This window comes from Okeania sp. SIO3B5 (assembly GCF_010692555.1).
Lineage (GTDB): Bacteria > Cyanobacteriota > Cyanobacteriia > Cyanobacteriales > Microcoleaceae > Okeania.
Genome location: NZ_JAAHHG010000034.1, coordinates 19945 through 46360, shown reverse-complemented (window position 1 = coordinate 46360; position 26416 = coordinate 19945). Strand labels below are relative to the sequence as shown.

Below are 26416 nucleotides of genomic sequence, written 5' to 3'. Positions count from 1 at the left end.
TCTTCAATCTCTCAAGCAACCGACTTTTTAGGTGAAACTCCAAGTTTTTGGGGACGTTATTTTGAAGGTCCTTTTGGGGGTAGATGTACAGATCCACAACCGTTTACTTCTCTACAATATGAACCAAGCCAGGAAAATCAACCCCTTAGTTCAAGCAACATTGCTTTACTCCCTGTGGCGTCTTCAACCCTGGATGTGAGCTCTAGTAGTGTTCAATGTGCTCAAAAAGATGCTCAGGTACAAGCTCAGACTTTCTTGAAAGATCTCGGCGAAAATAATCTGGCTTCCCAGGGAAAAGAATTTTACATTTTCCTGGATGTAGAAGAGTCTGAACCTCCACTCAATCCAACTTATTATCTAGCTTGGTCTCAGGCTATTCAGAATGCCAGTACTTCTGAAGTGAAACTACTGCCTGGTGTTTATATGAGTGTTGCGGACAACGCTTCAGCAGAACAACTCAATAGTTCTATCGCTGGCGGGGCTATATGCTCTGGTCTTTGGATTGCAGGTTATCCCTACGCTGAAGGGTGGCAAGGAAGTCTGCCAAGTTGGAATGAGGGGTATGAAGCAACACCTGAAACTCCCGTGAATTGCCCGGTTCTGATCTGGCAGTTTGCCCAGAATCTAGACACTGTCTTCGATCTCGATATGTTAAATCCCCAGTATGCAGAACAAACTTTGCATCGATTAGCCGTACCCCCTTCTTCCACATTCTGAACCAGTGCGAACACCCTTCGCGGTAGGTTGGGTTATACCAAATTGATAAATGTTTGCTACAAATAGTTAGGGTATTTATTCTAATGCGCGAATTTAGAATTTAGAATGCAGAATGGATAGATTTAATATCATGTTCGGATGATCACTTACAATAAAGTCATTGCGACTGAAACGGAGTGGAAGAAAGCAATCTCAGGGGTTTGAGATATCTCTTCCATCTATATCCTAATCATAACTATTCAACCGAACATGATATAATACCATTTTTGATGTTGGAAATTACCTTTTTCGTGAAACAGACTTTATCTGAAAGTCTTTTTATGGTGCTTATTATTCGTAACATTCTTTTTTCAAAATGGTATTATTGAGTATTGACGATCGCATCTGGTTAGTTCAAGCCCTATGGGACAGCATCAGTGCCGAACCAGAGCAGCTTGATCTCACATAAGCACAGCAGCAATAACTATCTCGTTGTCTCACGGATCATCATTTGATATTACTGAGGTATTAGATTGAAAATAAAATAGGGGATTCCCTCTGCAATCAAAGATTTGAAGAGGAAAATTCCCAATCCATTGTTAAATTTGGCTGAAATTAGCTGGATTTTGATCGCGCCGATCGCGCACCGGAATAGGTATTCCTTGACGATCGCCAGATAAAGCTGCCGTGGTTTCTAATGCTTCTCTCAGTCGTTTAGCGGCATAGATGGACATATCTCTCGGTACACTAATACGATCGCGCAGGTAGCGCAGAGCTGGGTCAGAAGCAGATGGTGGCGGACATAGTTCTCCTGTTATCATGTAAGTCAGAGCGCAACGCAAGGCTTCATCAAAAAGGCGATCGTCCGCTGGATTAACGCGAATGATATTATGACGATGCTTGATTGCCCGGTGCAGAGCTTCTGTTCGGGACGTTTCGGGTTCTGGGTACATCACATCTGGTAATCCGAACCAAGGACCGCAATCGACTCGTTTTTGATTAATCTCAGTTTGAGATTCTTGGTTAGGATAGCATCCGCCCATTTGCGGTGGTAAATCGTGGGCATGGGTATGAAAATCGCTTTGTGTCCCTCGATAGGTGGATCGGGTTTCCATAGCATCAAACCAATCAGAGAACTTTGGGTTTTCTTCCCGCAATGAATAGCCTTTGTAATAGTAGAGGCTGGCATTCATCCGCTCAACATAGGGAGTAAAAACCACATCAACTATACCAAATTCTTCCAGAAAATAAGGTCCTGGAGTATTGGCCAGAGCCGCTTCAACTTGAGCCACGATGGTGGTAAATTGATCTCGACTGCGTTGTTCCTCCCTTTGCGATCGCGTGGGGTAGCACAACCAAGTACACCAGCCACGAAAGAGTAGGCGTTCTAGCTGGCGCAGAGGCAGCGCTCGGCGATCGCCCATTCCTACCTGATTTAATGGGCCAAATGCCTTTTCTAATGCTAACAAGATATCATCACTTTCTGTAATTAACTGACCGTCAAGTTCTACCGCTGGAAGCATTCCCGATCGCACCTTTTGCTTATACCACTTTTCTTTCGTTCCATAACAGAACATAGTGACTTTCTCGATACGGTAAGGAATCTGCTTTTCCTCCAACCACAGCCACACTTTTTGGCAATAAGGACACCAAGCATGATGATCGCGATAAAGAGTAACTCGCACATCTGATTCGGCTTGTCCAAACAGCCGCAATCTCGCTTGGGAATTGGTTGGTCCGTTAATGGTATCTCGCTCAAATGTAGCGAGTTGTTGTAGTTCTTCCCAACTCAAAGGCAAAGATTTGGTCGTTCTCATAAATTATATCATGTCCGGTTGAATAGTTACACTTTGGAGGAATGAAGGCAGAAGGCAGAAGGCAGAAGGGAAAAAAGATTAGAAGGGATCAAGTTTTTTATCACTAAATATTACTCCAGAAAAGTATGTTCAGTTTGATCACAACTTCATTTCTCCGACTCGGAGTCTGATGGTTAGCAGTTTGAGGACTATAGAAAACCATGGTTTGATTAGGAAGGAATACGGCGCTCTCAGTTAATTGTCCACTTTCTCTTCTGTAGAGGAAGCGGACGGCTTACTCTCTCCTTCCTCCTCACTAAGTATTTCTCCATCTTCGTTTGCTGAGGACTCTATAGAGAATGACCCGGGGGTGGTTGCTACTGGGTCTTTATCCGAAGCAGAGGTGTACACACCAATAGGAGCAGCCGTCGGCTGTTTGACATCTCCCACAGAAAAGGTAATCGCGGTGGGGGTAAAAGTCGCATCGGTAGTGAGGTCCGCCCCGCCGACAAATTTCAGCTTGGTTGTATTGTCACTGGGCAAGAACTGACCCCCGATGATGTACTTCTCCTTGACTGAGAGCTGCGATCCAGAAGGTACTTGATCGCCCCCCTTGGTTTCCAGAAAAAATATTTCGGGTTTCCGCAGCACCAAATCCTGCAGCCAATGTATCATTTCAAGATACTGTGGGTCAGAATTGACTGACTCCAGATCTCCGGCATATTGTTTGATGAAGCTTGGAGACACAAATAAGTATGTATCTTTGTGGAGTTTCCACTCCGTGTTCGTGGAGCTTGCCTGAAAGCATGGCCCGATCTTTATTTCGCGTTCGTTTTCTAGGCAATCGACATAAACCACAATCGCACTGACGAGGGGCATTCCTAGGAGATATTCGCAAACAAATATGATGCTGGCCGCTTTAGAATCAGTTTTCGATGTTGAAGTGCTCAACGTAATTGCTTCTTGTCCAATGGAGGCGATCAAGCCACGTGCAAACCCGATCTCGGATTCGGCGAAGGCTATGCCTATCAACGCCTCAATCAGCCCGGTGCTGAAAGTTACACCTACACTATTTGTGCTGTACATCACGTCTTCCTCTTGGATGTGAACGAACAAACCCGATCCACTGATAATGGCTGACAAGGCATTGTAGTTATATAGAGAATACGGTTTGTTTGTTGTTGGGTTAATCGTTTGTTGTATTGCTCGGGTCATTCCCGCAAAAAACACGGACACCTCATTAAAAAGAGAGCGAGCCGACTGTTCAATAGCCTCATTTGACTCAAGAGTGGTGACAAACATGATATTGCCAGTCTCATTGAAAACGTAATACTTCTTTGCTTGGATGTTATTAGGGTTTTTTGCAGGCGGTTGTAGTTGCGTGTAATCGTTTTTGGTCATAATTTTCCTTTTTGCAGGATAAAATGAGAAAAGACAATCTGAGAAAAAACAGTTGCGATCGCCGACTCTACTTGATAGCTTAAATTTAACAATGACTTGAAATTCGCCAGTGTGAAATTGTGAGATAACCTGTTACAGATTTGAATCGGCGTTCCGTATAGCGGGCGAAATCTACGCACTGTGGGCAAGCACTCATGCATAAGCCCCGCTCGGACGCAATCTAAATGCGCGACAGCTTAACTTGAATGATATTCAACAGTATAAGGCCAAATATCATTATTTTAAGTTTGTAGTTATTCTATTATAATTCGGCGCAGTTTAGCAAGCTGATCGCAAGCGGCAATCATAAGTAGGGTAAGTTCATAAATTTAAAATCTAAGCCTGGCAAAGATTTGAGGCTGTTTTACATCCGGAATGCAGCTACGAAAATGCGTAGTGCTATATCTCTCAAATCTCTAAAATACCCGAATTGGAATCTCGGCTGGTTCTAACAACAAGTCTTTCAACTCATCATCCACCTTACATAAGGTAATTGACATTCCGGCCATTTCCAATGAGGTGCAATATTCGCCCACATAGCTGCGCCACACCTTGATACCTTTGGCTTCCAACTGTTCGTGAGCATAGCCATACAGCAGATAAAGTTCGGAAATTGGCGTACCCCCTAAACCATTGATCATCAGTGCCACTTCATCGCCACTATTAAAGATGGGGGCAGCGGTTTCGGTTTCTGAGATTGGCTTGGAATCGGTGATAATGGCTTCCAGCATTTGATCGACTATTTCATTGGCGCTGGTTAGTTTTTCCCGGGCCCGGCCTGGTTCCCCATGAATGCCGACGCCCATCTCAACTTCATCTTCTGCCAGGGTGAAAATGGGTTCGCCTTTTGCAGGGGGAGTGCAGCCAGTCAAAGCCATCCCCATAGAACGGATAACATCATTAACACGATTACCTAGAGCAACCAATTCATCTAGGGAAGCGCCTTTTTCTGCCGCTGCGCCAACCGCTTTGATGACAAAAAAGTTGCCAGCTACCCCACGCCTACCTACAGTGTAGAGGCTGTCTTTAACCGCTACATCATCATCGACAAAAATAGTTTTTACCGTAATCCCTTCATCTTCCAATTCTTCAGCGGCATCGCGGAAAGCTGCTCGATCGCCTGTATAGTTGTTGACAATATGCAACACTCCTTTGGCTGAGTTGAGTAGTTTGGAAGACTCGACCACATAATCAATTGGCGGGGCCGAAAAAACATCCCCCGGACAGGCCCCGTCAAGCATCCCCTGGCCGACAATCATCACATGGGCTGGTTCGTGGCCGGAACCGGAACCCTGAATGATCGAGACTTTATTGTCATTGGGAGCATCGGCTCGCATAATCAGGTTGTAGTCGGGGACGTATTTGACCTTACCCGGATTAGCAAGCTCAATTCCCTTGAGCATTTCGGGAACAAATTGTTTGGGATTATTAACAAATTTCTTCATTGATTTTTTTCCTGCTTCATAAAAAGGTTTTCAGTGGGTTTTAACCCTTAAAATTTTGCCCAGGCAGTGGCGACATTCTCAAACATCACAGCCACAGCTACTGCCCCAGCATCATAAGTATCTTTACTGCGTTCGCCTGTGTAAGATGCGCGACCTCGTTTGGCGACCCAAGCTTTCGTGATTTCTGCCTGCTCTCGTGCTGTTTTGGCCGCTGCATCGATCGCTTCTTGAGTATTACCACCATTGGCGATCGTTTGCTCAAAAGCATCTGCCGCTGGGACTAAGGCATCCAGCAACGTTTTGTCGCCTAAGTTTGCTCCCCCGCGATCCATAATTCCATCTGCCGCAGCCCGAAACATGGTCACGACATCTTCGGCGGTCAGCATTTCTTTATCGCTAATGCTCTTGCCAGCACTCCGAAAAGCAGCCCGCCAAATTGAACCGGAAGTGCCGCCAATATTTCTGGAGATAATTTTAGCACATCCGAGCAAAAAACTCTCACCGCTACTGCGGTCTATTTTGTCCCATTGTGACAAAATTGCACCAAAGCCACTTTCCAGGGAGGTGCCGAAGTCCCCATCACCGACCACACCATCCAACTCGGTAAAATATTTTTCATTATCAATAGATGTTTGGGCGATCGTGCGCACGACCAGTTCTATATTCTCCAAACTACTTCGCGCCATCTTTCTCTCCGATACTTTTTGACTAACACTTGCCAACAAATACAATATCTAAGATAGGGTGGATCAACCAATGCACGAAGGAAAGCCCTCACGCACCTTTTAAATCCCGATCGACTTGCGGGAACAGATTTTGGCGAATCTGCACCCCAAGCTGGACTATCGGGCGGTTTTGCGCAAGTTTCGCACCTCTATCCTCAGCCAACAGCGACGACTAACGCGGATGAAACCGAATCGCTGCTATGGGTTCGCCTACATGGGCAGTCGTCGTGACTTTTTTAATAAACTTTATGCGAAATTGAATAAAGAATAAAACTTTCGTTAGGATTAACTCAACTCCTTCTTTAATGTTTCCGTGTCTAGCTCTGTGCTGAACCGAATAGTTTGACGATCACTTTGGCTCTCCTGAAAAATTCGTACCCGCCACTGAACTTTTCAGAGCGTGAGGTGTTTACCTAGTGCAATCGCAAACATTTTGTTTTGAGATCGCTTGCTATACTTCCGTTCTTAGAAACCTACGATAATCTATAGAAATCTATGATTATCTGTTCTATTCCTGCTTCCCACTCGGTAACGTCGGCGTTATCCAGTCCACAGGCTGTCACGGTCAAACTGACCGCCATAGCTAAATTTAACGCTGCATTTAAGTCTCGTTCGCGCTAGCGTTGCGGAGCAATCACAGCTAAAATTGCAGTGTTCGCAATTGAAAACGCGCTCTGATCACAACAGAGACTCGCGATTCAGCTCCACACCTACTGCAAGTCTTAGAGACTAGGAAACCATCTATCCATAACAACTAGCTCAGAACCGTATAACTCACACTTGTACTCCAACTGCCTACGAAACTCATAAAAACCTATAGACTAGGGCGGCCTTAGCTAGCTTGTGATTTGACATCATTCCTGATACATTTAAGTCTTCACCCACCCCTCTAGCTCCCCTCCCGGGAGGGGATGGGGGTGGGTTGTGGTTTTTAGCCAAATAGGTAGTCAGTTTATGCAATTTATCTTTCCTGATGTCAGCTATTTTGTTGTGTAATTTAGCTATTTTTAGCTGTGCTTTTTTCCAATTAGACGAAAACTTGGTTTTATGTCTGTTTAGGTATTGCAATCGTGATCGTTTTTTCTTTCAACTACCAGAAAACTGTTGTGCTACTTGTCTGACTTGTTCGACTTCTAATTCTAAAGCTTAGGCAACTTGTTCTACGTTCAACCCCAAAGCTAATAACCGAGGTATGGATTCTAAACTTGGCTTGAATTCTACCTTCCTCTCTACCTTCCCTGCAATTCACACACCTCCCAATATTCAATGTCCTTATTTACCCAAACTGCTCCCTCTTTTTCTTCACACAACTGTTCAAATAATTTTATATCATTTCTACTACCCGAAAAATTATTTATCCAACTGTTTCCGTTTAATTGAACCCTTAACCCTCTCCTCTCCATATTCTGTATAAACTCACTCACCTCATTCCATAGACTTATTTGTTGTCTATCTTCAAAATAAGTCTCCCCAGCTGTCGCTGCTTCAAGGCTAACTATCATCCCAACACACAAAATCATAGTCGCTAAGACCAAGCTTACTAACTTTTTCATGATTTTTTCAAGCTCCTAACTTTTAGCTGCTATTCAAACTACATCATTTATTCAAATTACATCATTAATTTTATAATATTTTTATTTTTGTTTTAATCAATCCAGATTTTACAGCAGTTCCCGCAGTTATGAGGTACAGTAGCAGCGTGGTAAGCATTACGTCCGTGGCTTGCGTATTATATCATGTCCGGATGATTAGTGATGATTAAGCATTTCTAGTTTGAGGCCACAGCGTGAAAACAGGTTAAACCCTGAACAAATTCCTGCTGCTCCATAATTTTCTGGCAGCGATAGACCAGCAGATGTTCGAGCTTCATCTAAGTTTTCCGGCGAGTGGTTAGCGATCGCTTCATTAGTTAAAGGCCACAAACGTTCTGCGGGTTGTAGTTCTGGTGAATGACTCGGCAGAAAAAACAGATCAATGATGAAAAGGTCTTAGGCTTGGGAATCAGCCAAAACCTGCTCCAGATCATCTACGGTAAAATATCCCTGTGGTTTAACATTAATCCGATTTTGACTGATCGCGATCGACTTGTTACCGGGTTCTCCGAAATCTGACAACACTAATGCCGCTTCACTAAAATCCTCATTTTTGGTCAACTCATTGTATGTGACTATACAGGTCATCCGGGCAGCAGTAGCAGCGAGCAAACCATTTCGCGAATCTTCTATGACTACGCAGTTAGCCGGATCTAAGTTTAATTTTTCCACAGCGAGATTATACACATCTGGGGCGGGTTTTTTGGCTTTTACCATATCGCCTGCAAAAACTCCAGCGAATTGACTAGCCAATTCAACTCCCATGACGTGACGCAGCACTGCCTCTACAGAAGCGATCGCAGAAGTCGAACAAACTGCGAGGAGCCAACCATTTGCGAAAGCTGTCTGGGCTAGGCGTTTAACACCGGGACGACCAGGAATTTCCCCGGAAGCGATCGCCTGCTTATAAATTTCCGTTTTGCGCTTATGCCAACCCATGACAATATTCCACCAGCCTGACTCCGACTCTGGAACCGGATACACAGCCCGAAAATCGTCATCTTTTCCCAAGCTGAACATTCGTTCTTTGCCTCCGCCAATTTTAACTTTCTGGGCATATTGTTCCAGGCTCCACTGCCAATTGATGCCATGTTCGCGCCACATTTGGTTAAATGCTACTAAATGACCATCTCGCTCGGTGTCAGCCAAAACCCCATCGCAATCAAAGATTAGTGCTTTTTTCATGCTTTTCCTTCACTGCCAAACAACTTACAATAGTGCTGCGTCAATTTTATTACCTCACTATGTACTGCCCCAACCAATTTCAAGGGGTTATATTCGGTTGGTCGTTCTTCGAGGTACGTGCGGAAGCGATCGGCATAAGTTTGCTTGAGTGCAGTGGAGATATTCACCTTAGCTGTGCCCAGACTAATCAGCCGTAAAAAGACATCATCAGTCAGACCGCTGCCCCCGTGCAAGACCATTGGAGTATTGGTCGCTGCCACTATCTGCTCCATTCTACCGTAGCGAATTTGTGGGGTCGCCTTGTAAAAACCGTGTGCGGTACCAATAGCAGGTGCATAACAGTAAATCCCAGTTTCCTTGACAAAGGCGATCGCCTGTTCAATTGATATCAGTTGCCCTTCTGTATCGCTACCGATGTCGTCTTCAACACCACCCACGGCGACCACTTCTCCTTCTACATGAGATCCGTACTGAGCCGCATATTTGGTAATTTCTTGAGTCGTCCGAAAGTTTTCCTCAAAAGAGAACCCCGATCCATCAAATAGTACCGAGTTCCAACCCAAACGGAGCGTTTCTTTCACGATTTCGGGGTCTGGGCAATGATCCAAGTGGAGGGTTACGGGGACTGAGGCTCGTTCGGCCATGTTGCTAAACATATCCTGGATGACTTTGGCTCCCCAGAATTTAATCGTTTTAACTGAGATTTGAATAATTAAGGGGGAGCGAGACTCCTCTGCACCCTTAATCAAGCCATCCATCGTAATATCATCGAAAGCATTAAATGCCGGAACCCCGTACCTATTTTCAAAGGCCGGGTTCATAATTTCTGGTAGGGTGACAACAGTCATTCTTATCTCCTTTCTGTATGAGGTTAAAGACTACATTTACCTCACGATATCGTCCAAGCTGTCATTGAGAAATGCGATCGCATCTTTGAGAAGCTTTCAAAAAACAAGGAAACAAGCAGCAGGGACATTGTATCTTGTGATACAAATTACACTTAAAACCCATTCAATTTCTAAACATATCACGATTTTTGTCTATTTTATATGTAGTTTTATGAATTTTAACGGGACTTAGACAAAATCTAAGCCCAAAATAAAGCCGAAACTCGCTCTTGTAGCGGCAAATACATCAACACTGTTGACTAGGCAAAATTTTAGGCAATGGCAAAAGCCTTCATATACTTCAGGTTGCGCAAGTTTCGCACGTCTATCCTCAGCCAGAGAGATGCACAATTCAGTTCAAAAATAGCTGTTTTATCTATTTCCGTTCAAAGTTTGCTGTTCTAAAAACTATATTCATGCTACTTTTTATCTGTTTCCGTTCAAAGTTTGCTGTTCCAAAAACTATATTCATGCTACTATGATATGATAAGTCCTATTAAAAAAGTTTAAACAGACAAAGTGAAACAAGTAAACAAAAAGAGATATCTAAAATTAGCACTTTTGTATGCAGTTCTATCTTCTGCAGTTTTATCATCAGAGGCTCAAGCTATAGCAATACGAGATATCCCTAACCTCACATCAGTTACTTTTTGGGAAAGAACAGGCGGCAGCTCGCCCACACCATACACATTCGGTATCAATAGCTCTCAGCTTACTAATCAACTCAACAACCCATTAGGCATAGGGAATAATGATTTTAGTGGCGTAGTTGGTAGAGAGTTTTACGATGTATACTACTCTAATGCTGATGGTACATTTAATCTTGACGGGGAATTCCTGACAATTTCCAGGATATTCGACGCAACTTCGCCTGCTGGTGGTGGCTTGAATCTGGCAGAGATTGGTCTCAACTTTACTGGAGAGCCATCTGAATTTGGAAACTTTGTGGCTAGCTTTACTGCTCTCGGAGATAATGCATTTCCTTCAACAGTTGAAAACGCCATTGATGGAAATTTATTGACACATACTACAATGGGCAATACAGTCGGGCAAATCGATAGACTCCATTTAACTTTAGGATTTCAGTCTTCATCAGAATCTCCACCTGCTGAATCTGTTCCAGAACCTGTCAGTTTATTTGGATTGATAGCAGTATTTGGATTTAGTGCAATGTTACGACGTCGGTGATGTACTCAAGGAGCAGATCGCCAAGTCTAACTAAAGCTGATCGTGTAGGGTGCGTTAGCAGGGAAGCAATCTATTAGACATCTCCAAAAATAAAAAAACAAAATCAATTCTTATCCAGAAATTATCAATTATTCTTCCCTGTTCCCTGTTCCCTGTTCCCTCTTTTCTGGAGATATCTATTAATAAATGGAGAATCTCTCCTTCTGCGTAACGCACCAAAACCCTTTGCGGAACCAATCTAGCCACAGCAGTAAGGTATGTTAACAAAGCGCGAACATACCACAGGATTAACTCAACTCATCCCTGAACGTTTCCCTGCCTAGCCCTATCCTAAACCAAACAGCTTGGCGATCGCATTGCAAATAAGCTCGCTTAAGTCTTCTCTGTCTGCGGGCAGCAAAAGTTTTCGATATAATGTAAGTAGACATTTTTCCCTCATGCCAGTTTATGAACTACCGAGATATCATTACAATTGAGCCTGAAAAACGTGGTGGTAAGCCTTGCGTCCGTGGCTTGCGTATTACAGTCTATGAAGTCCTTGAGTACCTAGCTTCCGAGATGACTGAAGCAGAAATTCTCGACGATTTTCCCGATCTGACGCGAGAAGATTTAAAAGCCTGCATTGCTTATGCTGCTGACCGCGAGCGTCGGTTTATGACCGCCCCATTATCCCCATGAAGTTACTTTTTGATGAAAATCTATCGCCTAAATTACCAAACCGTTTTAGCGATCTTTTTCCAAACTCGCTTCACGTTCGAGATGTGGGCATGAAAGCGACAATCGACCCAATCGTTTGGGATTATGCAAAAGACAATGATTTAATGATCGTCTCAAAAGATGCTGATATGCACGATCTGAGTTTAGTATTTGGAAATCCACCGAAAGTGATTTGGCAACGCCATCGGGAACTGTTCGACATTACAAGTTGAAAATTTGCTGCGTCGGGAGTTTAGCGCTATCGAATTATTTTACGAAGATGAGACTTTATCCCTGCTTGCTTTATCATGATGCGCTAGGTGTTTACCTACTGCGCTCGCAAAACAAAATGTCTGCGAGCGCTTGTTATACTTCCATCAAAGACAGTCCATACCGATGAGACAAACACCGGGCCTGAAATTTGTATATTTTTGTAACGATTGTGGATTGGATGAGGCGCGATCGGTTATAATTATCAGGACTTACGGAAATTATTAGATAATACACTATTTTTATTGCAGGAGTATAGTTATGGAGCGATCAACAGCCCTACAACAAGCCAAAGCATTGAGTATTGAAGATCGCATCTGGTTAGTTCAAGCCCTATGGGACAGCATCAGTGCCGAACCAGAGCAGCAAAAGCTCACAGAAGCACAGCAGCAAGAACTATCCCGTCGTCTCACGGATCATCAAATTAATCCTCAATCAGTGGTCTCTTGGGAAGACATTAAAGCTCAAGCACTTTCTAGAGCAGGAATACAGCAATGAGTTTGCCAATTGTATTTCGGGTTGAGGCACAGGCTGAATTCGATCAAGCGTTCGATTGGTATGAGCAACAGCGAAGAGGACTTGGAGTTGAGTTTCTCACCTGTGTTACTGAGGTATTAGACCGTATTCAGTCATTTCCAGAAGCTTGTGAGATTGTTTTTGAGGATGCTCGCCGTGCCATTGTCGCTAAGTTTCCATATTTAGTTCTGTACAAGGTTGAACCTGATCGGATTGTTATATTGGCAGTATTTCACAGTAAGCGTGACCCACAGATATGGAGATATCGGATGTAGCACCATCAATGCAGCCGAATAAGTAACCACTGTAGTCAGAAGTGGTTAACCCTACGCTGCACCAGATGGCTTGGCGATCGCTTTGGCTTTCCTGAAATATTCGTGCCCGCCACTGAACTTTTCAGAACGTGAGGTGTTTATCTGCTGCGATCGTAGACATTTTGTTTTGCAATCGCTTGCTATACTTCCATCAAAGACAGTCCATACTGACTAGACAAACACCGAACACATTAAAAACTGCCAGAGTAAAACAATGGTGAAACTTTCAATTCTTGACCCTGCCGCAAGTTACAGCTTTAGCCAGTATAGCACCCTACCCTTTGACACCGCCGATATTCTAGCTGAATTTGGAGTTGCTTTCCAATCTGCTTCTCTCCAGCTCCCAGAACAGCAACCTCTAGATCCCACCCCACTGACTCATGAATTGGCAGAAAACTTGGCATTAGTCGATCCCATCTCAGAAATTGCTCGTCGAGAATCGCTAATTTTTCCAGTGCTGAAAACCGTATGCAAATTTATCCAGTCACCCCTCAAGATTGAGTATTCGATCCGAGTCAGCAACCAACTCAAGGGAAATCTGGATTACTTCATTCCCACACCTCAAAATCTCGTGATTATTGAAGCGAAAAATGCCGATATCGGTAAAGGATTTACCCAGCTTGCAGTGGAACTGATTGCCCTAGACAAGTGGATTGATGCCCCTGGAGACTATCTCTATGGAGCGGTGACGACAGGAGAAACCTGGAAATTTGGTCTGTTTCATCGCCAGAAAAAGTTGATTCAAAAAGATATCAATACCTACGGTGTCCCCAATGACTTGGCTAAAGTTCTCGCGATTCTGTTTGGGATTACACTCCAAACACCCAGTACGAATTGACTGACTATCGCACGATACCAGACCCCAAGATGGTAGGAAAATCTCCGAAGTGGTAGAATTAAGTTGTTCGGGACACATAGTTATATCATGTCCGGTTGAATAGTTATCATTAAGAATAAATAGGAGAAATATCTCAAACCCCTGAGATTGCTTCCTTCCACTCCGTTCCAGTCGCAATGACTTTATAGTTAGTGTTTATCCGGATATAATATTAATTGTGTCCTGATCGTCCAGATTCAACGCCAAAGTTCAATAGCATTCCATGTTCTACAGTAGCTTTAAAACCCTTGCCAACATCCAAAACACCTTTGGACTCGAACTTGACGAAAGTCAAAATCTTTTTTCTCAAACAAAACCACGTCAGCCCAGTGACTACCTAGCGATCGCCCTAGCAGAAAATGTGCCCCTCGCTAATGCAGTGAACACTGAAAAAGCTCGGTCTGAGCTGATTATTGCCCCCGTTCTGCTCGAAATTCGTCGCAGCTTTCAGGGGCAAGTGGGCTTCTTTTCAGGAACTGAATTTAGTGTTGAACCAGAAAAGGGATTGCACGGCTATTGCGATTATATTTTGACGGCTTCACCAGAGATTTACGAAATAAAAGCGCCCATAATCACTATAGTGGAAGCCAAAAATGAAAATATTAAAGGTGGACTAGCCCAATGTATTGCCGAGATGGTGGCAGCTCAGAAATTCAATGCAGCAACCAATAATATTGGTCTAATTCTCGGTGCAGTCACTACCGGAACCCTGTGGAAGTTTTTGACCTTAAATGACCAAGTTGCTGCTATCGATCTGGATGAGTATTACATCAAGGAGGTTGCCAAAATCCTTGGTATCTTAGCAACTCCTCTTCAGGAATTCATAAAGAGGGAGTAGGGAGTAGGGAGTAGGGAGTAGGGAGTAGGGGAGTAGGGAGTAGGGGAGTGGGGGAGTGGGGGAGTAGGGGAGATAAAGACACCTAGAAATCAAAATCTATTGCACAGTTTTAGCTGTGTCAGTCTAGTAGGGGGAAATAATTGATGATTTATATCCTATAATTGATTTTATTTTTTATTATCGGATATGTCTAATAGGGATTATTTATGGCTTTTAGTGATTATAAAACTATTGCTCAAGTTCAAGAAGAATATAATATCAAGTATTTGGAAGCATACTTTATTGAAATTACCGATTTAAAACCTTCCGATCTGTTTGTTCAGGAATTGAAATTCAGTGAACAGAACATGGATATATACACATCTGAATATTCAAGATGCGAAAATATTATTTATCCAATTTTAAGAGAAGTTTATAAAAGTTTTGTTGATAAATATACTCTTTGGAGCCACAAGTCTATAACTTATGATGCTAAACTAAATGGAACGCCTGATTACTTGTTCTCAACCAAATCAGAATTAGGTAAAACTGTTTTGGGTTTGCCAATCGTCATTATTGTTGAAGCAAAAAAAAATGATTTTAGCGAGGGATGGGGGCAATGTCTAGCTGAGTTGATTGCTGTGCAAAAATTAAATAAAGCCGAGGAACTTCCTGTTTATGGGATCGATATTCCTCATGTTCCGACTGAAATCACCGAGGCATATCGTGTAGTAGCAAAACGTTTTGATGCCATCATTGATGTAGCACTCCAATACGAGAACGATCTACACATTCAGGCATTTCATGGCAATGAAGTCTCAGAAGAATCAATACGCTTTGTATGTTGGGCTTATCAGCAAATTCACCATGCGATAACTGCTTACAGCCTGGAAGCGGCCTCGATACTCGACCTACAAAGCCTAATGTCTGCACCCATTGGTGTGGAAATTTTAGCTTCAACACATACTCAAAGTGGCGATCCGTTATGTGAGGTTGCAGCAACCGGTATTTATTGGGATAATGGCCGGAAAGCACTAACTACCCAGTTTCACCCAGAACTTGATGAATCCTTAATAACCGCATCTGAAGGTTGGGCACCTTCCTGGGAAAATATGAAAAGTTCTGATGGAATTCGTTTGTTAGCACGTATACTTCAGTCAGTTCTCTAAAAATGAGTAATATCATGTCCGGTTTCCCATCCATTTACTGTCTGGAATGATATACCTAGTGCAAAAAGGCAGCTATGCTGGAGGCTTTAGTTATCTAGGATAGCAGAAGGCAGAAGGGAAGAAAGGTTATTGTACAAGCTTTTGAACCTTTTTTAACTGGTCAGTTATTTCCGCCATCCTGCACTAGATGCTTGGCAAATTTGGACTGATGTCATGTCTGATAGCATCGTTTGTGTATAAAATCAAGGTGACAATAGAAGAAAACCTTCTGCCTCCAGCATAGCTGCCTTCCTTCCACCAAAGTCTAATTATTCAACCGGACATGATATGAGATACTCCTAAATGTTCTCTCAGGGTAAATAACAGTTTGACAAAATCTATGATTATCTAGTATAATCTATGATTATCTGGTATAGTCTATGATTATGACTGACAAATTCATCAACAGGACTTACGCAAAGGCACTATATAAGGGCCATCGCTCAGTTACGCTAGCGCTAACACACCCTACTGGACTGACACAGCTAAAATGGTGCATTAGATTCAATTCAAAAGTCAAAAGTCATGCATTCAAAAGTAAGAATTTTCAAGTTAAAAGCTAATGCACAGTTTTAGATGTGTCAGTCTACTGGATTGTTTCACCTAAAATAGTGCATTAGCTTTTTTCGTCACTTTGATATTTAATCAGCAAGCCCGACATAAGGGGCATCGCTCAGTTACGCTAGCGCTAACACGCCACTACCAATAGCGTTCATGGGTAAGTCCTATTAAAATCTCCCACTTTTTAACCGCACTCGATCGCCATAATTTAACAACATTTCCAAAGCAGCTAAACGATTTTGCCAAGTCTGAACTTGATAAGCATTTTCCCTCCCATGAACACTCATAGAACTCCTAAACTGTAACTGAAATCTTCTCAAACTATTTCTAGCTTGGTTCAAATTACTATTGTCGGGATTTTCAGCCAATTTATTCAAATCTGCTGCCAATTCCTCAGCTTGATTCCGCCAACTCTCAAGTTCAGACTGCCTTATAGAAAGTTGCTCATTTGCCAACAAAAAACTCCATTCCTTTTTCAAAGCTTGAAAACGATCTGCTGCTGCTGCAAACGGTTGCCTATAAGGAATAGGACCATCCACAACATGGGAAGGGTTCGCAAAAGCATTCAATGAAGCTCTATTATTATTCCCAGTTTCCGGTCCTCCCTGAGTACGAGTCAAAAATCCATGTAACCCACCAGTAATTCTTTCAGCAGCAAAAATAATGTAACCCCCTGTAGGCAAATCCCTAGCCGCTTGAATTTGGTCAACAGCTACAATTTCAGGAATATTCAAAAGCTTAACTGCTGGCGTTATCAAAGTACTACCTAATACTCGCGTACTTGTCAGCGGTTGCGTAATTTGCTGGAAACGATTCGTATCCAAAGCATAAGTCATCGGAGTCAACAAATCAATATCACCCCTGAGAACCCAAGTTTCCCAATCTTGCTGAATTTTATCAAACCGCTCATTGCGTGGAAAAGGAAACACCGCTGCCGACAAAATCATCCTTGGATATTTCTGTTTGAGAAATCTGGAAGTATCCGCAACAAAGCTATTAACTTGATTAATCTTAAACTCAGTCCACTTCCACCTATTTTGGCGATCGCGTGAAGAAATCTTCATCGGGTCTACACCATGCAACCGCTGAAACTGCTGGCGAGCTATTGTGCTGTAACCATAAGAAAAATTCCGACCAGGATTTTGAAAAGGATAGCGAATATAGTCAAGCTGAATCCCATCAACCTGATAGCGACTAGCAATTTCATCTATTATCCTCAGCAGATATTGCCGAACATAAGGATTAGCAGGGTCCATATATACTTTGCCATCAGAAGGGTGTCTTTTCCTACCCTTGTTATCAGTCATCACCCAATCAGGATGAGCCGAAATCACCGGGCCCAAATAACTATCTGGCTGACCGAGAGCGCGATTATGAGCCTTATTTCCCGTCGCAAACGTCCAGATCCAAGCGTGTATCTCCATCTTCCGCTCGCGAGCCAATTTAACAGCAGACTCAAGTGGGTCCCAGGAAATTGTCAAAGGGTTCTGTCTGGGAGCAACATTGCTGGGATAAATTGTGTAACCAGCATTCAGAGTTTCAAAGAAAACAGTATTAATACCAGCAGCAGCAAGTCTGTCAAAAACCATTGCCAAACCACGTTCTGACCGCGCCCTCACAATTGTACCCCTGTCTAACCACACAGCTCTAATCTCAGCTCCTGCTCTTTCTCCATCAGTGGGATAATTCTGCCACAACATTTGCCTTGTTTGCAGCCATTGATTTCTAGCAGTAGCATATTGTTTGGATGCTACCTGTTGGGGAAATCTTTGAATTACCAAGCGTGCTCGTTCGACTATTTGTTGAGCATTACTTATTTCTCGATTTCTTTGAGCAAGAAATGTACTACGATCGCTACTGGTAGCTACCAAACTACCTTGATCTGCTGACAAATTCACTTCCACATTTGCTGACTTAGCTGCAACCAAAGCACTCTCAAATCTACCCAAGAGATTATTTAGCTCTTGCAACATTGCCTGAGCTTCTGCTCTGCTAATTGGATAGTTTCCTTGTCTGACTTCCAAACCTACAGGTGCTGATGCTGATGAAGGATCTGTTTGGGAGTTTGGTACTTGTATCTCTGGTGGAGGCAAAGGTCGGAGTATGGCAGCTAGGGGGTTACGGCGAGAGGATGGTGTAGTTGTTTGTTGTCTGGCTCTATTCCAAATATTGCCTCTATTATTTGCGGTTTCTGCAGTAGGGTTATCGGTTTCCTTGGTACTGATATTTTGAGTTGGTTGATTTTGTTGCTCAGTTTGTTGTCTAGCTCTGTTCCAAATACTATCTCTATTATTTTTTGTTGTTTCTGAACCAGAATTTTCCAGTGAATTAACAACATTTTCCTTGGTATTGATATTTTCAGCTTGCTGCTTTTGTTGGTTTATCTGTTCTCGAAATCTGTTCCAAATGTTGTTACTCTTGGGAGCTGTACTTGTCTGTGGGGTTAAATTATTATTTTGACTACCTAATGTTTCTGGTGGTTGATTTGGTTGTGGTGGTTTTTGTTCGGTAGTTGTCTGTTGTTGCTGACTTCTAAGCCAAATATTATCCTGCTCCGTAGTCGAGTTTTGAGTTGTAGTCGGAGGTTGATTTATATTGGAATTTACAGGTGCAGTTCTAGGTTGAACTCTTACTTGATTCTTATTTTCAGTCGAGTTTTGAGGTGTCGTCGAAGGTTGATTTATATTTGAATTTACAGGTGTAGTTTTAGGTTGAACTCTAACTTGATTCCTATTTTCAGTCGAGTTTTGAGTTGTCGTAGAAGATTGATTTATATTTGAATTTACAGGTGTAGTTTTAGGTTGAACTCTAACTTGATTCCTATTTTCAGTCGAGTTTTGAGTTGTCGTCGAAGGTTGATTTATATTGGAATTTACAGGTGTAGTTCTAGGTTGAACTCTAACTTGATTCCTATTTTCAGTCTTTGGTGCTGCAGAGGAAATACGGGGTCTAATTTTAACTGGGTTAGTACTAGGAATAATGGGAGCAGTCGGTATACTATTCGGTGTGGGTAATGGATTATTATTTCTAGCTGTAAATTGTGGCTGACTCTGATAACGATTTAATACAGCTTGCAACCAAGCACTATCTAACGTTGCAGAGGTACTACTACCCCAGTTCCAACCGAAGTAAGTTGCTTGAGGAGTAATTACTACTGCTGAAGAACCCGAACTTCCTTTCCAAGTAGCTGCAGTTGTGCTGCTTAACCCTGCCGGAATTAATACTCCACCCTCAACAGTATCTTGGTCATTTCCCATCGGTGCCCAACTGGTAGATTTTTTGCAGGCAATATCTAAACAACGATGTCTTCCTTCTGGTGTTGCAGGTTGACTCAAGGGAAAGGCCCAGTAAGAGCCAAGGAGCGATCGCAATTCTTGCCTTACTCCTGGTTGAGATTTTCTCCCTACCTGGCCACTAGCTATTAATTTCCCTCCCTGTTTTACCCACTCTTCTATAATGTCTACTTGAGTTTGAGTTAAGGTTTCAATGTTTGGTAAAAAGATAACTCTCGCCCCAGATAGATCGGCTACTGTATTAATTTGTGTTAGATCGATGGGTTGATAACTGATACCTAGATTGCGTATTCGTGTAATGATATTATTCCATTCATTTGTATTTCCTGAGTCTCGAATTATTCCTAATAAAGTATTAGCTCTACTTGGGGTTGGTAACAGTACAATTAAACTTAATAAGGCACTTGTTAACTGTGGTAAAATTTGTTGATATATATGCTTTTTTTTACTCATTATTTCTCTTGATTTAATCAAATTAAGTATTCAAATGAAATTTATTAATAATTGCTTTGATTAATAGTTATTTTATTTCACAAGTTATTTTGTTCGGATAAGTTTTATTAGCATGAAATGGTTGAGGCACTCATATTTACAGCGAATTCCACTTTGGTGAGGTACACCCGCGCGAGCAAGATGCTCGCACTAAGAACATTTAACTATTAATATCTGTACTTCATATACTTGGAATCTGCTGTATCTATAAATTAATTGCAATTCTCTACTTTACTCTACTTCATAAATTTTATCTTTAGAAATATTAGACATTTTGATTTAATCTTAAAAATTAATTTATTTAGCAGATTTGAGGCCAGTTTAATTTGTTCTCGTTCCCTCAAAATATGGTGGCAATGACCAATTATTTTTTTTAACATATTCAAGCTTTGATGTCAAACAAAAATATTCACAGAATATAAATAATATAAGTACTTACTAGATTTTCAATATTGTCTCATAATTTATTTAATCAATCTACAGGTGAAAATTAAGTAGTGTTTATTTATTCTTTATCAATAAATAGAACTAACTTTCAGGATTAAATTATATTTTAATTTCCATGATTTTCCTTCAGTATTTTGAGAAAATTTACTCAACTTTTGTAAGCATTCAGCAGTCAACCATCAGCACGTCCCTGCGGGATGCTATGCAAACAGCCATGTATTATTAACTCATTATCATACTAGGAGGGAATTATCTATCAAGGAGAATTAAAATTCATTAATGAAATAGGTTATAACCTAACCTCAGTTATTGTTTGAATATGTTTATGCATCTGATTGCTGAATGCTAATAGATGTTTGCGCACCATTCCGCAGGAAATGCTTACCTTAGTAGTTTGATTTGAATTATGTAGAAAATCTCTTGAAATTAGAGAAAAGGGCAGATTTAAATGGGAACAAACTTAAAATTTTCCAAGTGTTTAAATATACAGTCTAAGACAAAGTAAATCCTACTGAGTTAAAACTACTGTTGATAATTAATAGATAATTACTATGACTATTTTTAGTATCGATAGGTACAAAAAAAATATATATAAATCTAAATAGCTTTACAGATATAAGTTTGAGCTAGTTTGTAAAATAAAAATTAAAGATTATTACTCAGGACTTACGCATGAACACTATTGGTAGGGTGTGTTACGCTACCGCTAACACACCGAAACCCTATATATATTTCCAGTGCGTAAGTTCTGTTGCTAATAAATAATTTTATAGATATATAACCTTTTTTGCTTGGATAAGCTACAAAATTTCTGATTCTAGGGAATAGGGAAAAAATTAAGAATAAATACCAAATTAGATTGAGAAAAACAAGTTCTAGTACAAAATTTTAACGACAGGCGATCGCTAATCAAAAAAAGCATTTTAACTGTCCTGATTATTCGTAAAATTATTTTTTCACCCTTGGAATAACAACTGATAACTAATAACGGAAAAAAGGGGTTGACAAAAAAACTTGACATGGTATTATAAGCATAATGGAAAAGGTGCGCTCATATATATTCAAATAAATTAGGCTAAAAAAGCTATATTCTTCATACTAAAATGTATGTGTGAGGGGTGCTTTATATAAATTTAGTAAAAGCGACTATATACCAAATGAAAATTGGAAAAATACTCATCTTCTTAGGTTTAGGTGGTATCAGCCTAATCAGCATAAACATATTCGATAGTATCAACATAAACATATCTTTTCCGCAACAAGAAAATGATACTGAAAAACAGCCACCACAGGAAAGAGTCCAAAATACCAAAAGAAATCTAGAAACACCTCGTCGATCATCACCAGAACCAGCTTTAAGAAATTACTACCAAGCTTTAAACAATTATAAGTATCAAAGTGCTTGGAATTCTTTATCCTCTAAAGAGCAATCAGAAGGATATAACTCCTACATAGAATGGTGGACTAGAATTAAAAGGATAGAGGTACTAAGTACCAAATTGGTATCAGAAGATAGGTTTAATTCTACAGTAGAAAGCAGATTACGGTACTTTGCAAAATCTGGCCGAGAAATCAATCAAATAATTCGCTTCAATTTTGTTTGGGACACAGGTTCGGACTGTTGGCTAATTAATAAAATTGAACCTTTGGCGTTACTGGATTAGGTGATGAATTCATTAAGGTTAGATAGTCCCTACTGTGCTCTACCTATAAAAACTGCTGTAACCTGAGTCTGCATGATTCTATGAAGCTTCAAAAAAAATCTGTAGTGGTGCATTGTAATCTTATAAACAGTGGGAACATCTTGCTCCCTTTCTCATTGCATCCCAAAAAAAATTATGGTAGTTATAATATTGTAGGTTGGGTGGCGCTCTCGCTTCACCCAACAAAGACAAGGTAATGGTTGGGTTTCCTTTGCTCCGCAACGCTTACGCGAACGTCAACCCAACCTACAAAGTATAATTTTTTTATTATCAATTTAAAGAAGATAAAGCACTGATAACTGATAACTGATAACTGGAAAACGGGGTTGACAAAAAAACTTGACATATACTCAAAAAAATTAGGCCAAAAAAGCCTTATGCTTCTACTAGGCAGTCTGATAACTAATAACAGAATTTATGATTCTAGAGAATAGGAAAAATCGTAGGAACTAATACTAAATCAGAATCAGATTCGGAAAAGCAACTTCTTCTAGTACAAAATTTTAACGACAGGCGATCGCTCATCAAAAAAAGCATTTTAATTATCCTGATTATTAGATATCTCCATAAAAGAGAGAGTAGTAGGGACATTGCATGCAACGTCCCTACAGAGTAGGGGGAAATAATTGATGATTTGTGTACGATAATTGATTTAATTTTTGGGCGTTGCTGAAATCTCCTTTGTTTGTAGTAGGGTTTTAGCCCATTAAATATTTATTTTATTTCTCAACTCCTACTACTAATATCATGTCCGGTTGAACAGTTATAAATAAACTACTCAGAATTCAGCAATTCTGCAATTCAGAATCCAGAATTCAGGAGGGAAGAAAGAAGAAGAGAAGGAGAAAGTTTTTTTATCACTAATTATCCGGACATGATATAACTGGATACTGATAACTGATAACTGAAAAAAGGGGGATTGACAAAAAAACTTGACATGATATTATAAATATAATGGAAAAGGTGCGCTCATATATAGTCAAAAAAAATAGGCCAAAAAACCATACTTGCCCACTAAATAATTAGTAATGAATGAGTTTAATTCTTTAATGCTAATTGTTGAACAATAGCTGATAACTGATAACTGAATAAGAAGAAGTCTAATAACTGGTAACTAATAACTAAAAAAGCTGATAACTGATAACTGATAACTGAAAATGCAGTCTGGAAAAATCCTGAGAAACCACTACAAAATAATAGACATTCTAGGAAGTGGAGGATTCGGAGATACCTACCTAGCTCAAGATTTAGACTTACCAGGCAAACCTAAATGCGTAGTCAAACACCTCAAACCCAAAAGCTCAGACTCAGGAATTTCACCCGTTGCCCAAAAGTTATTTGAAAGAGAGGCAGAAACCTTATACAAGCTAGGCGAAAATTCAGATCAAATACCAAAATTATTTGCCCATTTCCAAGAAGGAACAGAATTTTACCTAGTACAAGAATATGTAGAAGGGCATAATATTAGCAAAGAACTAATACCAGGAAAAAAATTAAGCGAATCTTATACCATTGCCCTACTCAAAGGAATATTGGAAGCATTAGAAAAAGCTCATAAAAACAACATAATTCACCGAGACATCAAACCACAAAATTTGATGCGTCGTAAGTCAGACAAAAAAATAGTATTAATCGACTTTGGAGCAGTCAAAGAAATAAACGTATTAACCACAGCTAACCAACCAGGAACAACAATCTTAACCATAGCAGTAGGAACACCTGGATATATGCCAAGCGAACAGGCGATCGGTAAACCAAAACTGAGTAGCGATATATATGCAGTAGGAATGGTAGGAATAAAAGCACTCACAGGAAAAGATCCCCACAATTTACCCACAGATCCAAAGACAGGAAATGTTATCTGGCGAAATGAAGCAAAAGTAAGTAACCATCTAGCAAATATATTAGATAAGATGGTACATGAATATTTTCCACAGCGTTATGAAAATGCTACCAAAGTATTAGAAGCGTTAGGTTTAACAACTTCACCACAACCAACACCAGCACCAAGAACAACACAAGCAAAAACAGTATTACCAGTTTCTTCTCCTCAACAGCAAACTCTACCCATACTAAAACCCAAACCTATATCAGTAACACAACCACCAAAAACATTATTAGCATCTAATACAAATATTTCCATTCAAGAATTTAAGACTGTGACAGTAAATATCAGAGGAGAAATAAAAAGTCGCCCTCAACATCAAACAGAAGTAATAACAGAAAACCTCGGTAATGGAGTCACCCTAAAAATGGTAAAAATTCCCGCAGGTAGATTTCTTATGGGATCTCCAGAAACAGAAGCAGAAAGAGATAATAGTGAAAGTCCGCAACATTATGTAGAAGTGCCAGAATTTTTCATGGGAAAGTATCCAGTCACTCAAGCACAATGGCAAGCAGTAATGGGAAACAATCCTTCTTACTTTAAAGGAGCAAACCGTCCTGTAGAAAATGTAAGTTGGAACGACGCGACAAAATATTGTCAGAAACTCTCACAAAAAACAGGCAAAAAATATAGTTTACCAAGTGAGAGTCAGTGGGAATATGCTTGTCGAGCAGGAACAACCACACCATTTTATTTTGGCGAAACTATAACGTCTGAGTTAGCTAGCTATGATGGCACTTCTACTTATGCTGATGAACCGAAAGGAAAATATCGTAAAGAAACAACAAATGTGGGAAAATTTCCCCCTAATGCTTTTGGTTTGTACGATATGCACGGTAATGTCTGGGAATGCTGTCAGGATGTTTGGCACAGTAATTATAATGGAGCGCCTACAGATGGTAGTGCTTGGGAAACTGGAGGTGATAGTAATTACAGAATACTCCGTGGCGGTAGCTGGATCAACAATTCTTTTAATTGCCGGAGTGCGAGGCGTAACGACAACGATGCCGACTACCGCGACAACTATAGGGGTTTTCGGGTTGTCTCGTCGGTGTCGGTAATTACGGAGTTGACAAAAAGACTTGACATGATATTATAAACATAATGGAAAAGGTGCGCTCATATATAGTGTTTGCTGAAAAAATTGGTTGTGGGGGTAGGAAACGGGGACGCGGAGACGCGGAGACGCGGAGATGCGGAGATGCGGAGATGGGAGTAACAGGCAACAAGTTTAGATTATCTGTTACGGCCAAATTTTCGGCATCGTCAGGGGAAAAGTATTAGCATTTTGAGGCTACAATAGCCAAAAACCTTGCACTTTTTTCGACCAAAAAAGGCTGAAACCAATATCATTCAATGTTTTGATCTTTAATCAGCAAGCCCTATATAGTCAAAAAAATTAGGCCAAAAAAGCTTTATGCTTCTGGTAGGCAGTCTGATAACTGATAACTGATAACTGATAACTGAAAATGCAATCTGGAAAAATCCTGAGAAACCACTACAAAATAATAGGCACTCTAGGAAGTGGAGGATTCGGAGATACCTACCTAGCTCAAGATTTAGACTTACCAGGCAAACCTAAATGCGTAGTCAAACATCTATCGCCTAAAAGTTCAGAACCAGGAGTTTTAGCTATTGCCCAAAAATTATTTGAGAGAGAAGCAGAAACCTTATATAAACTAGGCAAAGACTCAGACAAAATACCAAAATTATTTGCTCATTTCCAAGAAGGAACAGAATTTTACCTAGTACAAGAATATATAGAAGGACAAGATATTAGCAAAGAACTAACACCAGGGAAAAAATTAAGCGAGTCTTATACTATTACCCTACTCAAAGGAATATTATCAGCATTAGCAGTAGCTCATCAAAATAATATAATTCACCGAGACATAAAACCACAAAATTTGATGCGTCGTAAGTCAGACAAAGAAATAGTATTAATCGACTTTGGAGCAGTCAAAGAAATAAACGTATTAACCACAGCAAACCAACCAGGAACAACTACTTTAACTGTGGCAGTTGGAACACAAGGATATATGCCAAGCGAACAGGCGATCGGTAAACCAAAACTGAGTAGCGATATATATGCAGTAGGAATGGTAGGAATAAAAGCATTCACAGGAAAAGATCCCCACAATTTACCTACAGATCCAAATACAGGAAATGTTATCTGGCGAAATGAGGCACAAGTAAGTAACCATTTGGCAAATATCTTAGATAAGATGGTGCAGGAGTATTTTCGAGAACGTTATAAAAATGCTACTGAAGTATTAGAAGCATTAAATATTCAAACTCCACCACAACCAACACCAGCACCCACAATTCCATCTATACCAAAAACAAAATCCATACTCACACCAAAACCAGTACCAATCATTTC

At 40.7% G+C, this 26416-nt stretch carries 23 protein-coding genes and 2 pseudogenes; 14 read left to right on the top strand and 11 right to left on the bottom strand.

Annotated features, from left to right (window positions below; translation table 11 throughout):
- The coding region (locus F6K54_RS07670; RefSeq protein ID WP_293076158.1) for a hypothetical protein at window positions 1–717 on the top strand (717 nt) is incomplete at its 5' end.
- Between the two features lie 355 nt (window positions 718–1072).
- Window positions 1073–1165: an addiction module protein gene (locus F6K54_RS07665; protein WP_293076156.1), complete on the top strand. Its 93-nt coding sequence runs from the start codon at window positions 1073–1075 to the stop codon at window positions 1163–1165.
- A gap of 130 nt (window positions 1166–1295) precedes the next feature.
- Here the strand turns inward: F6K54_RS07665 and F6K54_RS07660 are convergent, their stop codons facing one another.
- From F6K54_RS07660 to F6K54_RS07620, 9 genes and pseudogenes are all read right to left on the bottom strand, one after another.
- Window positions 1296–2513: a glutathione S-transferase family protein gene (locus tag F6K54_RS07660; RefSeq protein WP_293076154.1), complete on the bottom strand. Its 1218-nt coding sequence runs from the start codon at window positions 2511–2513 to the stop codon at window positions 1296–1298.
- A gap of 234 nt (window positions 2514–2747) precedes the next feature.
- Window positions 2748–3893, bottom strand: a complete 1146-nt coding sequence (locus tag F6K54_RS07655; RefSeq protein ID WP_293076153.1) for a hypothetical protein — start codon at window positions 3891–3893, stop codon at window positions 2748–2750.
- Window positions 3894–4348: 455 nt separating this feature from the next.
- On the bottom strand, window positions 4349–5377 hold the full coding sequence (gene dhaK / locus F6K54_RS07650; protein WP_293076151.1) for a dihydroxyacetone kinase subunit DhaK: 1029 nt from the start codon (window positions 5375–5377) through the stop codon (window positions 4349–4351).
- 47 nt (window positions 5378–5424) lie between these two features.
- Window positions 5425–6063: a dihydroxyacetone kinase subunit DhaL gene (gene dhaL / locus F6K54_RS07645; protein ID WP_293076162.1), complete on the bottom strand. Its 639-nt coding sequence runs from the start codon at window positions 6061–6063 to the stop codon at window positions 5425–5427.
- 843 nt (window positions 6064–6906) lie between these two features.
- Window positions 6907–7170, bottom strand: coding sequence for a transposase (locus tag F6K54_RS07640; protein ID WP_293076149.1), 264 nt, complete (start codon window positions 7168–7170; stop codon window positions 6907–6909).
- A gap of 161 nt (window positions 7171–7331) precedes the next feature.
- A complete protein-coding gene (locus tag F6K54_RS07635; protein WP_293076147.1) occupies window positions 7332–7655 on the bottom strand; it encodes a hypothetical protein in 324 nt (107 codons plus the stop codon).
- Window positions 7656–7870: 215 nt separating this feature from the next.
- Window positions 7871–8078 (bottom strand): annotated as a pseudogene (locus tag F6K54_RS07630) (IS630 family transposase); the annotation flags it as partial.
- 12 nt (window positions 8079–8090) lie between these two features.
- Window positions 8091–8879: an HAD-IA family hydrolase gene (locus F6K54_RS07625; RefSeq protein ID WP_293076145.1), complete on the bottom strand. Its 789-nt coding sequence runs from the start codon at window positions 8877–8879 to the stop codon at window positions 8091–8093.
- The gene (locus tag F6K54_RS07620) at window positions 8876–9727 is read right to left on the bottom strand and encodes a class II fructose-bisphosphate aldolase (RefSeq protein ID WP_293076143.1); all 852 of its coding nucleotides are present in this window, start codon (window positions 9725–9727) and stop codon (window positions 8876–8878) included. Before F6K54_RS07620 ends, F6K54_RS07625 begins: the two co-directional genes overlap by 4 nt.
- A gap of 558 nt (window positions 9728–10285) precedes the next feature.
- Between F6K54_RS07620 and F6K54_RS07615 the strand changes: the two genes are divergently transcribed.
- Window positions 10286–10954 carry a PEP-CTERM sorting domain-containing protein gene (locus tag F6K54_RS07615; RefSeq protein WP_293076141.1) on the top strand — a complete coding sequence of 223 codons (669 nt, stop codon included), beginning with the start codon at window positions 10286–10288 and terminating at the stop codon, window positions 10952–10954.
- A 287-nt stretch (window positions 10955–11241) separates the two neighbouring features.
- On the opposite strand, the gene F6K54_RS07610 is transcribed toward F6K54_RS07615, so the two are convergent.
- Window positions 11242–11382 carry a hypothetical protein gene (locus F6K54_RS07610; RefSeq protein ID WP_293076139.1) on the bottom strand — a complete coding sequence of 47 codons (141 nt, stop codon included), beginning with the start codon at window positions 11380–11382 and terminating at the stop codon, window positions 11242–11244.
- A gap of 19 nt (window positions 11383–11401) precedes the next feature.
- Here F6K54_RS07610 and F6K54_RS07605 point away from each other — a divergent pair, with 19 nt between their 5' ends.
- The 7 genes from F6K54_RS07605 (at window position 11402) to F6K54_RS07575 (ending at window position 15613) form a co-directional block, all read left to right on the top strand.
- Window positions 11402–11632: a DUF433 domain-containing protein gene (locus F6K54_RS07605; protein ID WP_040935233.1), complete on the top strand. Its 231-nt coding sequence runs from the start codon at window positions 11402–11404 to the stop codon at window positions 11630–11632.
- The gene (locus F6K54_RS07600; protein WP_293076135.1) at window positions 11629–11883 is read left to right on the top strand and encodes a DUF5615 family PIN-like protein; all 255 of its coding nucleotides are present in this window, start codon (window positions 11629–11631) and stop codon (window positions 11881–11883) included. Before F6K54_RS07605 ends, F6K54_RS07600 begins: the two co-directional genes overlap by 4 nt.
- A gap of 298 nt (window positions 11884–12181) precedes the next feature.
- Window positions 12182–12418, top strand: coding sequence for an addiction module protein (locus tag F6K54_RS07595; protein ID WP_293076133.1), 237 nt, complete (start codon window positions 12182–12184; stop codon window positions 12416–12418).
- Window positions 12415–12711, top strand: a complete 297-nt coding sequence (locus tag F6K54_RS07590; RefSeq protein WP_293076131.1) for a type II toxin-antitoxin system RelE/ParE family toxin — start codon at window positions 12415–12417, stop codon at window positions 12709–12711. The genes F6K54_RS07595 and F6K54_RS07590 overlap by 4 nt, the downstream gene beginning before the upstream one ends.
- A 253-nt stretch (window positions 12712–12964) precedes the next feature.
- A complete protein-coding gene (locus tag F6K54_RS07585; protein WP_293076129.1) occupies window positions 12965–13588 on the top strand; it encodes a hypothetical protein in 624 nt (207 codons plus the stop codon).
- A gap of 262 nt (window positions 13589–13850) precedes the next feature.
- Window positions 13851–14465, top strand: a complete 615-nt coding sequence (locus F6K54_RS07580; RefSeq protein WP_293076127.1) for a hypothetical protein — start codon at window positions 13851–13853, stop codon at window positions 14463–14465.
- Window positions 14466–14671: 206 nt separating this feature from the next.
- Window positions 14672–15613 carry a hypothetical protein gene (locus F6K54_RS07575; RefSeq protein ID WP_293076125.1) on the top strand — a complete coding sequence of 314 codons (942 nt, stop codon included), beginning with the start codon at window positions 14672–14674 and terminating at the stop codon, window positions 15611–15613.
- 767 nt (window positions 15614–16380) lie between these two features.
- On the opposite strand, the gene F6K54_RS07570 is transcribed toward F6K54_RS07575, so the two are convergent.
- A complete protein-coding gene (locus F6K54_RS07570; protein WP_293076123.1) occupies window positions 16381–19959 on the bottom strand; it encodes a family 10 glycosylhydrolase in 3579 nt (1192 codons plus the stop codon).
- A gap of 1643 nt (window positions 19960–21602) precedes the next feature.
- Between F6K54_RS07570 and F6K54_RS07565 the strand changes: the two genes are divergently transcribed.
- The 4 genes and pseudogenes from F6K54_RS07565 to F6K54_RS43720 form a co-directional block, all read left to right on the top strand.
- A complete protein-coding gene (locus F6K54_RS07565) occupies window positions 21603–22109 on the top strand; it encodes a hypothetical protein (RefSeq protein WP_293076121.1) in 507 nt (168 codons plus the stop codon).
- A 1196-nt stretch (window positions 22110–23305) separates the two neighbouring features.
- Window positions 23306–25132, top strand: a complete 1827-nt coding sequence (locus tag F6K54_RS07560) for a bifunctional serine/threonine-protein kinase/formylglycine-generating enzyme family protein (RefSeq protein WP_293076119.1) — start codon at window positions 23306–23308, stop codon at window positions 25130–25132.
- Window positions 25133–25137: 5 nt separating this feature from the next.
- On the top strand, window positions 25138–25317 hold the full coding sequence (locus tag F6K54_RS07555) for a hypothetical protein (protein ID WP_293076117.1): 180 nt from the start codon (window positions 25138–25140) through the stop codon (window positions 25315–25317).
- A gap of 185 nt (window positions 25318–25502) precedes the next feature.
- Window positions 25503–26334, top strand: a pseudogene (locus tag F6K54_RS43720) (protein kinase); the annotation flags it as partial.
- Between the last annotated feature and the right edge of the window lie 82 nt (window positions 26335–26416).